A 15,047-nucleotide genomic window follows, 5' to 3' on the forward strand; every position below is an offset into this window, starting at 1 on the left:
ACTTGTGCTTTTAGCCTTTATTATTTTCTATTAATGCCATCTTTACTTTTTCAGGTGTTATAGGCAGACTTCTTATTCTAACTCCAACTGCATTGAAAACTGCATCCTGAATAGCGGGTGGTGCTGGATTAGTTACTACCTCGCCAATAGACTTAGCTCCAAAAGGTCCCGTAGCATCATAGCCATCTGCAAAATCTACAATTATATTGTTAATATCTATTCTAGATGGTATTTTATATTCCATAAGATTATTAGTTATCAGTCTACCTCGACTATCTTCTCTTACTTCTTCAAACAACGCCATTCCAATACCTTGAACAGCTCCACCCTCTGCCTGCACCCTTGCTAGCTTAGGATTTATGATAGTTCCACTATCTACTACAGTAGCATAGTTGATTAGCTCTACCTTTCCAGTTTCAGTATCCACTTCAACTTCTGCAAAGGCAGATATGAAAGGCGGCGCCACATCACTAGTACCAAATGATGCTGTAGTAGTTAATTGTTTAGTAGGATTTTTATATATTAGCCTATTGCTTAAATCAGCTAAGCTAATCTTCTTATCTCCTGTTTTATTTCTAATTTCCTTTCCGTCAAATATTACATCTTCTACATCTATCTTCAAATGTGAAGCTCCTTCTTGCTTTATTAATTCCTTCATTTCAAGTGCTGCTTTTTTCACTGCATTTCCCGAGAAATAAGTTGTACCTGAAGCATATGCTCCTACATCAAAAGGTGTTAAATCTGTATCTGATGAAAATACACTAATAGTATCATTGTCTACTCCAAGAGCTTCTGCAGCTATTTGTCTAAGGATAGTATCACTACCCGTTCCTATATCTGTAGCGCCTAAAAGAAGTGTAAAGTAGCCATTATCATCAATCTTTATGGTGGCAGTTGCAGTGTCTATGCCGGGTATTCCTGAACCTTGCATAGCTATGGCCATACCTATCCCACGTATTTTAGTAGGTGATATCTCTCTTCTAGGGTATTTTTCATTCCAGCCTATTAGCTCCTTGCCCCTCTTCACACAGTATTCCAGCTCACAGCTATCCATCATTATAGGCTCACTACCTGCTCCTATTGTTGTCATATTAAATATTTTAGAGGTCTCACCTTTTTTAAGCATATTCATTTCTCTTAGCTTAGCAGGGTCCATGTTAAGTCTGTGGGCTAATTCGTTCATTGCTGATTCAAGTGCAAAGGTCCCTTGAGTTACACCGTAGCCTCTTAATGCTCCTCCAGGAGTACGATTTGTATACACTGCCTTGCCTGTAAATCTTGCAGCCTCCACCTTGTTATATAATGGTAATGATTTATATCCTGCTGCACCAAGGACTGTATAAGCATGTTCTCCATATGCTCCAGTATCAGAAATAGCATGCATATCCACAGCTTTAATTTTGCCATCTAAATCTGCGCCAATAGTTACATCTATTTTCATGCCATGCCTTGAAGTGGTAGATTCAAAGGTTTCCTTCCTTGTGTACACTATTTTTGAGGATTTACCTGTTTTGAGCGTAACTAGAGCTGTATAAAATTCTACTTGAGCCGTTTGCTTCCCTCCAAATCCTCCACCTATACGTGGTTTAATTATTCTAACCTTGCTTATAGGCACATTAAGTGAGTTTGCTATCATTCTCCTTACATGAAAGGGTATCTGAGTAGAAGACACTATTACTAATTTGCCATATTGATCTATATATGAATATGCTCTATAGGTTTCCATCATAGCATGGGCTTGAGCCTGGGAACGATAACTCTCCCTAACTACAACAGAGCATTCTTCTAATGTTTTTTCAATATCACCATATCCAAAGTTGTATATTGCAGCTATATTTTTTTCTGGGTCAAAGCCTATGTTAATATTTGAATGACATCTGTCTTTGAAATGAATCTTGGAAGGGTGATTCTCTACATTTTCAATGTCTAGGACAGGTTCAAATACTTCATATTCAACCTTTATAAGCTTCATTGCTCTTAAAGCTATATCCTCGCTTACTGCAGCTATTATAGCAACTTCATCACCAATATATCTAACATACTCATCTAATATATATTTATCATAAGTAGATGGTTCCGGATAAGATTGTCCTGCTCTAGTAAATAATATTTTAGGCACATCCTCATGTGTTAATATACATTCTACACCTGGAATTTTTTCAGCCTTTTCTTTATTTATGCCTTTAATTCTAGCAAAGGCATAGGGACTTCTCAATATTTTTATTATCAACGCATCCCTTGGAGCTAGGTCATCTGTATAGGCGGGCTTTCCTGTTACTAATTGAACCCCATCTACCTTTGGAATAGATTTTCCAATAGATATTCTATTAGGCTTCATTATTCCACCCCCATATATTTTTTTATTGCCCTAAGCTGTCCCACATATCCTGTACATCTACATAGATTTCCAGATAAATAGTGCTTTATGGATTCTTCCGTTGGATTTTCAAGCTCTTTTTTCATAGCTATTACTGTAAGGACTAGCCCTGGACTACAATAACCACATTGATCTACTCCTTCATCAACTAAGCAGTTTCCTACCTCCTTAGCCTGTTCTCCTACTCCTTCAATAGTAGTTATTTCCTTCCCATCTGCCTTTACTGCTAATGTAGCACAGGATAAGGTAGGCTCTCCATCTATAAGAACTGTACATACTCCGCAAGTACCAGTATCACAGCCCCTTTTTACACTTAAATATCCATTATTTCTAAGGAGGTCTAGTAGGTACTCATGAGGTTCTATGTCAAAACTTTTGTTTATACCATTAATATTAATCTTTATTAACATTTTGACACCTCCATAATTGCCCTTTTTACTAGCACCTTGCAGATTTCCTTTCTATATTCCTTAGAGCCTCTGGTGTTGCTGCCAAAAACTAATTCTTCAGATGCAATCTCTCCAGTTCTATATGCACTTTCCTCAGTAATCTCCGTACTATTTATATACTCCATTGCCTTATAGGCCAAAGCTGAAACCCTAGGTCTTGCTCCTACAACTATTCTATATTTGCCATCTATCCTTGATACAGCTGCATTAAGTATGGCATAATCTACTTGAGAATTTCTCATAGATTGAAAAGCTGCCTTTTCAACATTTTTATTTAGAATTATTTTTTCTAAAATATCCTTTCTTCTATTTTCTTCTTTAAGGTAATCCTCTAAAGACATTTTTCCACCATTATAGAGTAGGATTTCAGCATTAAGAGCTAAAAGTGTAGTTATTGGGTCTGAAAACCCATACTTTGAAAAAACAGTAGCTCCAATAGTTACTATATTTCTCAATTGTATACCGATTATATGCTTTACAGATTCTGAAATTACATTTCCAAAATACTTTGATAATAATTGACTAGTTTCTAGCTTTCTAAAGGTAGTCATTGCACCTATTTCGATACTGCCCTCATTTTCCTCCATATAGTCAAGGCCTGCATCGCATAAATCAACGGCTAAGCCTAGCCTTTTGTTTCCCATCCTAAGGTAACACCCTCCACCTATTAAGGTAGCACTTTTCTTTTGCATAAAAATCTCATATGCTTCTTCTATACTTTTAGGCCTTATATATTCTCCAAATGTTATCAACATATTCACTCCCTTAACTTAAAGTTTATCCACAGTTAATATTATTTAATATAGGGCATAGTCCTACAAGCTGTAAATCTTATGAGGTTGTCCACATAGTATTCTGTGTTATACATTACAGGACATCCTTCAACCGTATATTTAATTACATCTACTCGTAAAATAGGAGTATTTTCTTCTAGGCCTAAGATATCTTTTATTTCTTTAGTGACAAGACTAGGTATTATTTCCATAAAATCATGACTAAACTGACAGTTACAAGCCTCTTCTACAAAGTCAAACATAGATTTACCTAAATCCTCTTCCTTAATCTTATTATTATCTAAGAATATCTTTGGCACCCTATTTATACAGTAGGCAGCAGGCTTGCCATTGGCTAAAAATTTCTTCTTAACCATCAGTACTTGATCTCCTAGCTCTATATCTAGCTTTTCAGCATCTTCTTCATTACAGCTTTCCCATGCATATGAAATAATATCTACTGTGGATTCATAACCACTTTCATCAATAAATCTTCCAAGCTCTCCAGCATAATCTATGCCTTCAGACAGCTTTCTAGCGAAGGTGGTAATCATAGTGCTACTTCCTTGGCTTCTAGTGATTAGGCCTTCATTTTCTAGTACTATTAATGCCTCTCTTACAGTTAATCTGCTTATGCCCATTTTACTAGCTAGTTGAGCTTCTGAAGGTAGTTTAGTTATCTCATAATTCTTAGTAGTTAAAATATAATTTCTTAAATAATCTAGTGCTTGCTGAACTGCAGTTTGTTTCTGAACCTTTGGTATGTTGATTCTATTCATTTTATGCACCTCATATCATTTAAATTAAATCCTTTTTTACCTTCGTAATAAATTTATTTTGAAATTAAATTTCCTGTTTATATTATAAATATAACATATAATCCCTGTCCTATAAATTCTAAGGCTCAAAAACTTTTTTGAAAATTGATACGGGAATGAATATATCAGAAATATATTCATTCCCTGCATTTGAGTGTTAATACTATGCTTCCTTTGCTATACCTTCTTTGACATTTTCTATAGCTTCTTCCTGTTGAGGAATTGCAATATTTAATATCATAGCTACTAGACAAGCTATTACTATACCAGAGCCACCAAATATTAGCTTGACAAACTCAGGAAAATGCTCCATTGCTGCTGGTACTTGAGTTAAACCTATTCCAAAGGCAAGGGACAATCCTATGATTACTTTATCTCTATCTGTTAACGGAGTTGAAGTTAGCATATTTATACCTGTTAAAGTTATTTGAGAGAATATTACAAGAGAAGCCCCTCCAATAACGCTTGGTGGTATAGTAGATACTAATGCTCCAAGCTTAGGAATAAGACCTGCAACAATTAGGAATATAGCTCCTACTGCCACTACGAATCTACTCATTATCTTTGTAAATGCTATCATTCCAACATTTTGGCTAAAAGAAGTGGTTGGAAGTCCATTAAATATTGCTGCAAAACTACTACTTAATCCATTATTAATAATTGAGCCTGACAATTCTTTATCTGTTGCTTCTCTACCTGCTCCTCCCATAGTTATGGCAGATACGTCGCCTACAGTTTCGACAGTAGTCACTATAAACATTACCATCATAGGTGCAATAGCTCCCCATTTGAATTCCATTGGAAAATGGAAAGGTTTGGGTAAGGAAAACCAACTAGCTGCTTTTACTGGTGCAAGATTAACCATACCTAATGGTATAGCTATTATATATCCAACAATAATTCCGAGTAATATAGATGATGTTTTTGTAAATCCTTTAGTAAATTGATTTAATCCTAAAACTACAAATAATACAATTAATCCAACTATCCAGTTTTTTGGAGAACCAAAGGTTGGAGAACCATTACCACCAGCCATAGATGTAATACCTGTTGGAAGTAAAGACAAACCAATAGTAAGTACTACAGTACCAGTTACTAATGATGGGAAGAATCTTCTCAATGGCTTTAAAAAGAAACCTAATACTGTGCCAAATAATCCTCCTACAAAAGTAGCTCCTAGTAGACCAGATATACCATAGCCCTTAGCAATGGCAATATTAGTTGGAAGAAAGCCAAAGCTTGTACCCATTACTACAGGAAGCTTCCCTCCTACTCTTCCTATAGGATAGCATTGATTAAGAGTAGCTATACCTGCAATAAACATAGCACATTGTACCATAATTGTTAAATCTGCCCCTTGTATTCCTGCTATTCCTGCTACTATCATTGGAACAGCAATATTGCTTGCAAACATAGCGAATATATGCTGTAGCCCCAGCGGTATGGCTTCACTTAGTGGTGGAATACCATCTACTTCATATTTTGATCTACTTACTTCCTTTCCCTTTGAACCAAATGCTTTTATCATATTACCCCTCCCAAAATAATGTGCCCCCTGATAACAAAGCAGGGAAAATAAAAACCTTTGAAAACGTTTTCATTGTCCTTGTAAAATTTTTTTCTTAGGTAGGAAGATTTATGTGTTTGTTCTCAATCACTTCCCTTCCGTCTCTTCTCTTTATTTTGATTGTTATTTATTAGGCAATATTTTACCCTAAACTAGACAATTCTCTTATTCTATTTTTGTTAAATAAAGAATTGTCTAAGTTCTGGATAAAGCAGTTACTTGCTTCATATGGCTTTAACCATATGAAATTATATATACAAGGGTTTATTAATAAGTAGCATTTATACTGGATTGGCTTATGATAGGTATAATAGAGCTAAACATATATATTGTCAGCATGTCTGATAAGTTTATAAGTAATTTCTGCAAAAAAGTATATTTACCTTTATAAAACTTTTATAAAGTTATTACCAAAATAATTTGGATATTTCATGATTCCTACAAAATGTTGTGGATAATTCTTTTGAACACTTATTTTTATTGTTACTTATACACAATTATTTGGCTGTAATTGTTAATAAACACATCTATTATTGTTGTATATAAACAATTGTATAAATTGTACAAAAATAGACTTGGATTACTTTTCTCCAAGTCCATTTTTCATAAATTCAATTAGATAATACGCAGCTGGTTCATAATCCTCTATATTTTCAATACGAACAATATCCTGCAAATGAGTAAACAAATAAGTTATTATATGCTTGACAAAACTTTTAGGAATATCTTTTCGTAACTCTCCTTTTGAATAAGCATTTTCTATTAAAGACTCAAAGTAATTATTATTTTTAAAGGAAAATCTCTCCAGCATCTTTCTATTTATTTCGCTATCTCGCTCCTTCATAAAAGTTTCAGAAAATCTGCTAATATTTGGGCTTTGACTAGCAAATTTTAAACCTGCTTCTGTCATAATTTTAAGTAAATCAAATATGCTTTTGTTAAAATCCTCAGGCTTTATATTATTAGTAAAAAAACTCTTCTTTTCTTCAATAAACATGCTTATTAAATAGAAATACAAATCTTCTTTATTTTTAAAATGATAATAAAAGGTTCCTTTGCTTATGCCTGCTTCTTTTAAAATATTATTTAGGGATGCATTCTCATATCCTCGTTCCCCAAATTCATTTACAGCTGCTTCTATTAGTTCTTCCTTTTTTTCAAAAACTTTTTCTTTTTTTTCATCCATTCTTGTCACTCCAATTAATCTGTTGTGTATACTATAAAGATTTATATTTTAGTTTTCTCTAAAAATATTTTATATGCTGCAATATTTAATATAATAACATAAGCTAATCCAATAAAGTAGTACCAATAGTATGATAATAACAATATCCCTTCACCACGAATTAAACTGCTTATAGCTTTTGCAGGCCAGAATCCTGGTGCAAAAGAGAAGAATAGCTCTTTTTTATCTATAAAAAATAATGCTACAATAGGAAATACAAGTATTATTCCTGCTCCCTTCATAACAGCAAAGCCCTCTATTTTATTTCCAGACACAGCATTAATAAACAATCCTGTAGCAGGTGCAGATAATGAAACTAAAAATGAAATAGCAACCATACTGCTAAAGGATAAATCTCCTACATTAGAAAACCACATAATATATATACAAGCAACAAAAGAAAGAACAAATGATACTATAAGCCTAAATGATAAAAATTGATGTACGCTAAGAGGTGTTACCCTTATGGAAGTTAATATGTTATCATCTCTATCGTCCAGTATAGAAAACGCTATTAGGGCTCCATATATATATGGAGTCATCAATGTGAGGATGACTAATATTAGATCTGAAAATCGCTCTATACTAAAGCCACTGGAATCTGCAATAGACGGTAAAACATATCTTCCAATTATCCCAAAAAGTATAGGGTATAGGGCCATAAAATTCATCATAGGATCTCGTTTCCACTTTTTTATTTCACTAGATAAAAAGCTACTATACATATTAAACCCCGCTTTCTTTTATAGCAAATTCATTAAATTTCTTAGAAACTACAAGGTATAAAAGAGCTGAAGCTACTATCATGTATCCTAGGGAAAAATATATCTCCCAGGATTCTATCCCGCTAGATGAAGCATTCAGCAGTATCATAGATGCTTTTGTTGGCATTATATATAATATCTTGCTGAGTATGTCAATCTTAATAATTCCTATCTCTTCTAATAGTACCGGTATCATCACCACAAAGGCATATTTCATCATACCCATTAATAAGGAATTAAAGTCTTTTGAATAGTAGGTAAGTATGAAGCCTATTAGGGAATGAAAAAATGAAATCAACACTATTGCTCCTAAAAGTCCTAAGAAGTTAATATCTATTTCTTTAAATATTTTAACGTAAGCATACATAATTATTAGAGATATAATGCTAGATAATATATTGGCAAAGGTCTTAGAAAGGATATATTCTCCCTTAGTAATAGGAGATACGAGAAGTGTTTTAGTAACCCCCTCCTGTTTTTCAAAAAACATTGTAGCTCCTATTAAAAGCATAGGCATTGAAGTAGCATCTATAAAGAGCAACAAGGGGAACATAGAGCCAATACTTGGTGGGTCTATAAAATACAGCATGCCAACCCAGAGTATGGCTACAAACAAGCTAGCCCCCAGAATATTGTATTTCTTCATTCTTTGAATCTCACCTATAACAAGCACTGCAAAGTTATTCATGAAACTTCACCCCAGTCACTTTAATGAATATATCATCTAAAGTAGTTTCCTTACTGTGTATTGTAACTATTTCCTTTTCCTTTATAAGGTTTAGGAAAGCTTCGTTTGATCCTAATTTCTCCATATCAAAGGATTGTTTGTTTACAATACCTTCCTCTCTATATTCTACATCTACCTTTCTCTCTCCATACTTCAGTTTTAAATTTTTTGGAGTGTCTGTTTCTGCAATTTTACCATCTGCCATAAATGCTATTCTATTACATAATTCATCTGCATCATTCATTAAGTGAGTAGTAAGTAAAACTGTACCACCATTTTCTTGGAACTCTTTTATCATATCTTTGACGATTCTAGCATTTTTAGGGTCAAGCCCATTAGTAGGCTCATCTAAGAAAAGAATTTTAGGATTATTTAGTAGTGCCCTTACAAAATTTAATCTAGCCTTCATTCCCTTTGAGTACTCACCAATTTTTTTGTCTTTATCTTCATAAAGTCCTACTCTTTTTAAAAGCTGATCTGTATCTGCATTAGATTTATATAGCTTTTTAAAAAAGCTTAGGTTTTCTTCTGCTGTTAATTTTGAAAAATGCACTGGCATTTCAAAGCCTACACCTATTTCTTCATAAAAATCCTTACCATAGGATTTTAAATCTTTACTTTTGTAGGTTACTTCGCCTTTGTACTTGTCTAAAAGCTTAATTAGTATCTTTTGAGTTGTACTCTTACCAACTCCACTAGGTCCTAGAAGCCCAAATATTTCTCCATCCCTTATCTCAAAAGATATTCCTTTAATAGTATTTTCCTTGTTTTTAGGATACCTAAAGGTTAAATCCTCTACTTTAAACAACCCTTTCACCCCTTTTAATTTTTTACTGTTACTCTTTTCAAAACTTAACATTACGTCGTTTTAGACTTGCCGGTCTAGACCGCATGGTCTATAGTTTAATATTACTCCTATTTTTATATGCTGTCAATATTTAATTAGGAAATATATAGATACTCTATTCATAATTTATATAAATAATTTGAAAAAGAATTTTTCTCTTATTTATAAAACAAATAAACTAGTCTATGTTTTGCTAGACTAGTTTATTTTTATGAATCTTAATATAATTTTTGACCTATAAATATCTAATTACTTCTTCATCTAAAATCTTCTTCCTCTTCTCCCAATCTGGCATTAATGAAGTTAAAAAGGTATAGAATTTTTCATCATGATTTTTATATTTGAAGTGAATAAGCTCATGAAGAACTACATAATCTATACAATATTTCGGAGCCTTAATTAATTCTAAGTTTAAAAGTATAATCCCACTTTCTCTGTGACAAGACCCCCATCTGGCTTTCATTTCTCTGATGTGAATCTTTGGTTCAGGAATACCATACTTTTCGACTATCGCATACATTTTATTTAAGGATTCATTAAAATTAATATAGGCTTTTTCATGTGTCCAATTGTTAAATAGTCTTTCTTTCTTCTTGAAATCATCTGTATCTCTTACATAAATATAAATAAACCCTCTAAAATATTTAACTTCTTCTATCTCTGATTTTTCTACCTTTAGCCTATATTGTCTACCAAGATACTTGAACGATTCACCGTTTATATATTCTCTTTCCCTTTTTATCTCCCGTTGAGATTCTTTAAAATAAACAATATTTTTTAATATCCATGAGCCTTTATCTTTAACAAAATCCTTAATAAAATCTAAAGGCACATTATGATTTGCGGAAACTGCAATACTCATATCTGGCCTAATATTTAAATTAATATTTTTTACATTTTTTCTTTCTAATTCAAACGTTATTTCATTTCCTCCATAGTTCACTGTATGTTTCATCATCTGATCACCCATCAATATCGTTTTAATGCTACAGCTTTTATTCTTTCTATTATCATGTCAATTTGTTCAAAATCTAATTCTATATTATTATCTTTAGAAAAATCAAATAGCAAGTCATCAATCTCTTGTTCTATTTTTTTATGAACATCTGTATTGTCATGCCAATCTACTTTGCTATATCTAGCTATAATACCTTCCATATAGATAGAAAGTTCAGCTATTAATTCTTCATCAATAGTGCCTTTAGAGCTTCCTGCATTATAAACCTCATTAGTCTCCTTTATTACTTCCAAAGCAACACCATAAAAAGCTTTGGCATTAGGCTTGTTTTTAATATTATCAGGATAATCCATACCAGAGTAACCTCTTTGAAAATCCTTCTTAATGTCATTCAATCTATTAAAAAAGTCACTTTCACTAATTCTTTTGTCCTTATATGCTTGTAATACTTCTTCAATCATTTCGGAAAACTTCTTATAATACGCAGGATTTTCATCCCATTTCATGTTTATACTTCTTGCCATCCTAGTCCTTATAGCATCGGCCTTTGCCCTAGGTGAGCCTAATCTTTCAAGTTCCTTTTCAAATCCCTTTTCATCAAGAATATCAACAGGATTGGTAATCCTAATAACTTCTTCTGCTGCAATATAATTATCCATTAGCTTTTGCATTTTAGCTTCATACTCTTTGTGGTCTATTGTATCTGAATATCTTAGTTTAACACTTTTTCTTAACTCTTGATAAAACTTAAAGTCTTTCTTATACTTATTTATTTCTTCTTGACTTAAAGAATTATAAACCCTTTCAGATTCTAATGCTATGCTTAAATTTCTACCAAAGTTACTAAGGACGCCATAGAAGTTCTCTCTTAACTCCTCATTCCCTAATAGTATTTCATACTCTTCTATGTCTTTTTTATTTTTTACTGGTATAAATATATTTACTAGCTCAGTATAATACTGCCTTAGTGATCCTATAATACTAATTACATCATATAAAGCTCCTTTTAAATCCTTAGGGTCAAAATTTTCAAGTCCTGCTCCCGAATACATTTCCATAGCTTCATCTAATTTATCTAAAAGTCCCCTATAATCAATAATGAGACCATAATCTTTTCCTTCATAAAGCCTATTGACCCTTGCTATGGCTTGTAAAAGCGTGTGTTCCTTCATAGGTTTATCTACATACATGACAGTAGCTCTAGGAGCATCAAATCCTGTCAACAACTTATCTACTACTATAAGAAGATCTAAGTCATCACCATTTACAAAATCATCCTTTATGCTCTCTTCATAATTTTCTTCACTCCCATACCTTTCCATCATCCTATCCCAGAATCTTTTTACCCTATTCTTAGACTCTTCGTCTACTGCATCATGCCCCTCTCTTTGGTCAGGAGGAGATATTACAACAGCTGAATCTAAATCTCCAAGGTCTTCAAAAGCTTCTAAATATCTTATGGATTCAATCTTACTATTTGTGGCTAACATAGCCTTGAACTGGGAACCTTGAGTCTTATAATTTCTCATAAAATGTTCATTAATATCAAAGGCTATCATTTTGATACGTTGATCAGAAGATGCAATCTTTTCAAATTGACTCCATTTTTTCATAACTTCTTCTTTTTGCTTGTGATTCAGGTTTCTTGTTATTATCTCTAATCTATTATCTATAGCTTTTCTGTTAACTGTTTGGTCTACCATTTTCCCCTCATATAAGAGAGGTACTATGGTTTTGTCTTTAACCCCATCTGCTATGGTATAGGTATGAATGAGCTCACCAAATTTAATCATAGTATTTTTTCGTTCATCCTTCATTAAGGGGGTACCTGTAAACCCTAAATAACAAGCGTTAGGAAATACTTGCTTCATCTTAATATGAAGCTCTCCATAATTCGTACGGTGGGATTCGTCTACTAGTACAAAAATATCTTTTGAAAATATTGGTTTTTGTCTACTTGATGCAGTATCAAATTTATGAATTAAAGTAGTTATTATATCAGAGCTATTATCGTTAATTAAATTTACAAGGTGCTTTCCAGTAGTTGCACGACTAGCTTTAAGTCTTGTGTGATTAAAGGTCTGATGAATTTGCTTATCTAAATTTACTCTATCAGTAACAATGATTACTCTTGGATCACATTCATTAAGCTCAGTTAAAATATATTTTGCTAACATAACCATGGTCAATGATTTGCCGCTTCCCTGAGTATGCCATATAACTCCAGATTTTCTATTTCCATTTGGAGCTTCCTCATCTATTGCCTTTATTATTTCTTTAACTGCAAAAAATTGTTGATATCTAGCTATTTTCTTTATATTTTTATCAAATAATACAAAGTATTTAGTAAGTTCTAATAATCTTGCTGGGTGGAATAATGATATTATATTTTTATCTTGATTTGTTGGAAGTCTACCAAAAACAATTTTGCTAATTTTTTCTTGTAGCCATTCTTCGTTTTCCTCTTTCCATATTGACCAGAATTTCCTTGGTGTATAACAGGTTCCGTATTCTGTTTCATTTTTATTTGTAGCTATTAATATTTGACTATATTTAAATAATTGAGGTATAAAATCCTTCCCTTGATTTCTTAGCATTTGACTTATACCCTGTTCTATATTAATAGATGCTCTTTTACATTCAATAACAGCGAAAGGGATTCCATTAACAAAAAGAACAATGTCCGGTCTTATATTTCCTTCCCCATCTTCTTTTTCTACTGTGAATTCTTCTACTACATGAAATACATTGTCGTGTATATTTTCCCAATCAATATATTTCATAGAAAAAGATTTTCTTGAACCGTCAGCTAGGCTTTCTTCATAGCTTCTTCCAAGCATTAAGTAGTCATATATTTTTTCGTTTGTGCGAACTAAGCCATCTATTAAAGGTTCATCTAGGTCCTTAATAGCTTGTTCAATATTTTTTTCGCTGAACTTATAGATTTGATTCTTGTATTCATATTCATTAAGCTCTATTAGCTTTTCTTTTAATATATCCTTGAGAAGTACATTATATAGATTCCCCCTGGAGTCTTCTACTTCTTCTGAAGTTATATATTTATAGCCTAGATTTTTCAACACTTCTATAGCAGGTTTTTGACTTATATTTTCTTCATTATATAATTCTGCTCTAGTCATGATTTTCCCCCTTTAACACTTCACTCTAACCACACCTGTAAGTAGTAATTGCATTAGACCTTTCTTTTGAAGTTTTAGTAGGTCTAACTCTTGGATCAATAGGTCTATTTCTTTGTCGGCTGTAGAAAGGATTTGGGCAATGGCTTTTTGTTCCTTGAGAGATGGCATCTTGAAAATCAAACTTTCTACATCAGCTGAACTGATGTTGGGTTGCGCTCCAGCAACTAGTCTTTTATTTAATTGATTTTGAAATTCTTTGTTTTCTACTATATGATAAAGATATTGATAATACAATTCTTCTCTTATCGCTATAAACTTACCTACACGCTGGTTCAAATATGCTATATTATAGTTCCTATATACTCCAGTTTTGCCAGTAGTTGCTCCAGACATAGCTATTAGCAAGTCGCCTCTTTTTACTAAAAACTTATCGTCGATTTCAATAGGATCGTAATATACTACATCTTTATTTAAATTAACAATCTTTTCTATGTTAGATATTCTTATTATAGGAACTCCATCTTCTTTATATGAACTACTTTCAAAGGCATATCCTCCTTGTAGTTCTATTACTTCCCCTAGCCTCGCTTCCTCCCATTCCTCATCAAACCCAGGCAATCTTACTTCTCCAGTTAAAAGCTTCTGCATTAATCCTTTTTTCTGTTCTTTCTTTTCTTCTATTAATTTTTCTTTAAGCTCTATTGCCTTATCCCAAGCTGATAGGATTTGGGCGATTTCTTGCTGTTCTGATTTATCTGGTAAGGCAAGCTTAATTTCACTTAATTCACCTAATCCTATTCTAAGTCTAGTTGTTCCAGTTCCCCTTTTTATTGCCTCTTTACGAAAATGACTGGAATTTATGTATTCCATTACATATTTTGTACTATAATTATTAGAATCAACTTTCAGTCTAATTCCATCAGAAGCCATCAAGTATCTTCTTTGCCCACTTGGCACAATACATGCCCTAGCTAACGGTTCAGCCATTTTGGCTATCAAGATTTCTTCGGGATATATATTGCAGCTGTGTAGTTCATCAGCCTTTTTATTTGATGTGTAAATTTTATAATTGTCTAGAAATATTCCATCACCTATATTTTGAAGCTGCAATATCCTCACACCATCATCTGTATAATGTTCTGTTTTTAAATCTGAGCCAAATGGTCCCCCAGTGAATGCATATCTATCCTGTGAATCCTTTACATCAATTAATCTCTTCACTTGCCACTCCTCAGGTATAATACCTATCTTTGTCTTTTTATACCCTTCTGGTACTTCTCCTTTATTTATCATTTCTATTCTCACTTTTATTTCAGTGTTCAAATTTTCACCACCTATTTTAGTTTTTCTGGCTCGAAATCCTTCGTGAGTAAGGCTTATACTGCCCACCTAAGTATGACAA

The 15,047-nt window shown here is 32.8% G+C and carries 12 protein-coding genes; all 12 read right to left on the bottom strand.

What is annotated here, in order from left to right:
- Nucleotides 1-10: 10 nt before the first annotated feature.
- The 12 genes from BLV37_RS03775 to BLV37_RS03830 all read right to left on the bottom strand — a co-directional run bounded on the left by BLV37_RS03775 (nt 11) and on the right by BLV37_RS03830 (nt 14,968).
- On the bottom strand, nt 11-2,338 hold the full coding sequence (locus BLV37_RS03775) for a xanthine dehydrogenase family protein molybdopterin-binding subunit (RefSeq protein ID WP_091727489.1): 2,328 nt from the start codon (nt 2,336-2,338) through the stop codon (nt 11-13).
- Nucleotides 2,338-2,787, bottom strand: a complete 450-nt coding sequence (locus BLV37_RS03780) for a (2Fe-2S)-binding protein (protein ID WP_091727491.1) — start codon at nt 2,785-2,787, stop codon at nt 2,338-2,340. Before BLV37_RS03780 ends, BLV37_RS03775 begins: the two co-directional genes overlap by 1 nt.
- Nucleotides 2,781-3,581, bottom strand: coding sequence for an FAD binding domain-containing protein (locus BLV37_RS03785; protein WP_244270460.1), 801 nt, complete (start codon nt 3,579-3,581; stop codon nt 2,781-2,783). The genes BLV37_RS03780 and BLV37_RS03785 overlap by 7 nt, the downstream gene beginning before the upstream one ends.
- Nucleotides 3,582-3,619: 38 nt before the next feature.
- Entirely contained in the window at nt 3,620-4,378 is a 759-nt protein-coding gene (locus BLV37_RS03790) for a GntR family transcriptional regulator (protein WP_091727499.1), read from the bottom strand.
- 202 nt (nt 4,379-4,580) lie between these two features.
- Entirely contained in the window at nt 4,581-5,945 is a 1,365-nt protein-coding gene (locus tag BLV37_RS03795; RefSeq protein WP_091727501.1) for a uracil-xanthine permease family protein, read from the bottom strand.
- A 619-nt stretch (nt 5,946-6,564) separates the two neighbouring features.
- Nucleotides 6,565-7,170: a TetR/AcrR family transcriptional regulator gene (locus BLV37_RS03800; RefSeq protein WP_091727504.1), complete on the bottom strand. Its 606-nt coding sequence runs from the start codon at nt 7,168-7,170 to the stop codon at nt 6,565-6,567.
- Between the two features lie 41 nt (nt 7,171-7,211).
- Nucleotides 7,212-7,934: an ABC transporter permease gene (locus BLV37_RS03805; RefSeq protein WP_091727506.1), complete on the bottom strand. Its 723-nt coding sequence runs from the start codon at nt 7,932-7,934 to the stop codon at nt 7,212-7,214.
- A gap of 1 nt (nt 7,935) precedes the next feature.
- The gene (locus tag BLV37_RS03810) at nt 7,936-8,661 is read right to left on the bottom strand and encodes a fluoroquinolone export ABC transporter permease subunit (RefSeq protein WP_091727509.1); all 726 of its coding nucleotides are present in this window, start codon (nt 8,659-8,661) and stop codon (nt 7,936-7,938) included.
- Complete coding sequence (locus BLV37_RS03815; RefSeq protein WP_091727511.1) at nt 8,654-9,508, bottom strand: ABC transporter ATP-binding protein; 855 nt, start codon at nt 9,506-9,508, stop codon at nt 8,654-8,656. Before BLV37_RS03815 ends, BLV37_RS03810 begins: the two co-directional genes overlap by 8 nt.
- A 274-nt stretch (nt 9,509-9,782) precedes the next feature.
- A complete protein-coding gene (locus tag BLV37_RS03820) occupies nt 9,783-10,502 on the bottom strand; it encodes a M48 family metallopeptidase (RefSeq protein WP_244270461.1) in 720 nt (239 codons plus the stop codon).
- A gap of 14 nt (nt 10,503-10,516) precedes the next feature.
- Entirely contained in the window at nt 10,517-13,645 is a 3,129-nt protein-coding gene (locus tag BLV37_RS03825; protein WP_091727517.1) for a type I restriction endonuclease subunit R, read from the bottom strand.
- Between the two features lie 12 nt (nt 13,646-13,657).
- A complete protein-coding gene (locus tag BLV37_RS03830; protein WP_091727519.1) occupies nt 13,658-14,968 on the bottom strand; it encodes a restriction endonuclease subunit S in 1,311 nt (436 codons plus the stop codon).
- Between the last annotated feature and the right edge of the window lie 79 nt (nt 14,969-15,047).

Source organism: Proteiniborus ethanoligenes (genome assembly GCF_900107485.1).
Classification (GTDB): Bacteria; Bacillota; Clostridia; order Tissierellales; family Proteiniboraceae; genus Proteiniborus; species Proteiniborus ethanoligenes.

Bases quoted from the DNA above. Each gene is read 5' to 3' on its own strand.
- BLV37_RS03800 (WP_091727504.1), bottom strand. From the start codon at position 7,170: ATGGATGAAAAAAAAGAAAAAGTTTTTGAAAAAAAGGAAGAACTAATA.
- BLV37_RS03805 (WP_091727506.1), bottom strand. From the start codon at position 7,934: ATGTATAGTAGCTTTTTATCTAGTGAAATAAAAAAGTGGAAACGAGAT.
- BLV37_RS03785 (WP_244270460.1), bottom strand. From the start codon at position 3,581: ATGTTGATAACATTTGGAGAATATATAAGGCCTAAAAGTATAGAAGAA.
- BLV37_RS03795 (WP_091727501.1), bottom strand. From the start codon at position 5,945: ATGATAAAAGCATTTGGTTCAAAGGGAAAGGAAGTAAGTAGATCAAAA.
- BLV37_RS03775 (WP_091727489.1), bottom strand. From the start codon at position 2,338: ATGAAGCCTAATAGAATATCTATTGGAAAATCTATTCCAAAGGTAGAT.
- BLV37_RS03820 (WP_244270461.1), bottom strand. From the start codon at position 10,502: ATGAAACATACAGTGAACTATGGAGGAAATGAAATAACGTTTGAATTA.
- BLV37_RS03790 (WP_091727499.1), bottom strand. From the start codon at position 4,378: ATGAATAGAATCAACATACCAAAGGTTCAGAAACAAACTGCAGTTCAG.
- BLV37_RS03780 (WP_091727491.1), bottom strand. From the start codon at position 2,787: ATGTTAATAAAGATTAATATTAATGGTATAAACAAAAGTTTTGACATA.
- BLV37_RS03810 (WP_091727509.1), bottom strand. From the start codon at position 8,661: ATGAATAACTTTGCAGTGCTTGTTATAGGTGAGATTCAAAGAATGAAG.
- BLV37_RS03825 (WP_091727517.1), bottom strand. From the start codon at position 13,645: ATGACTAGAGCAGAATTATATAATGAAGAAAATATAAGTCAAAAACCT.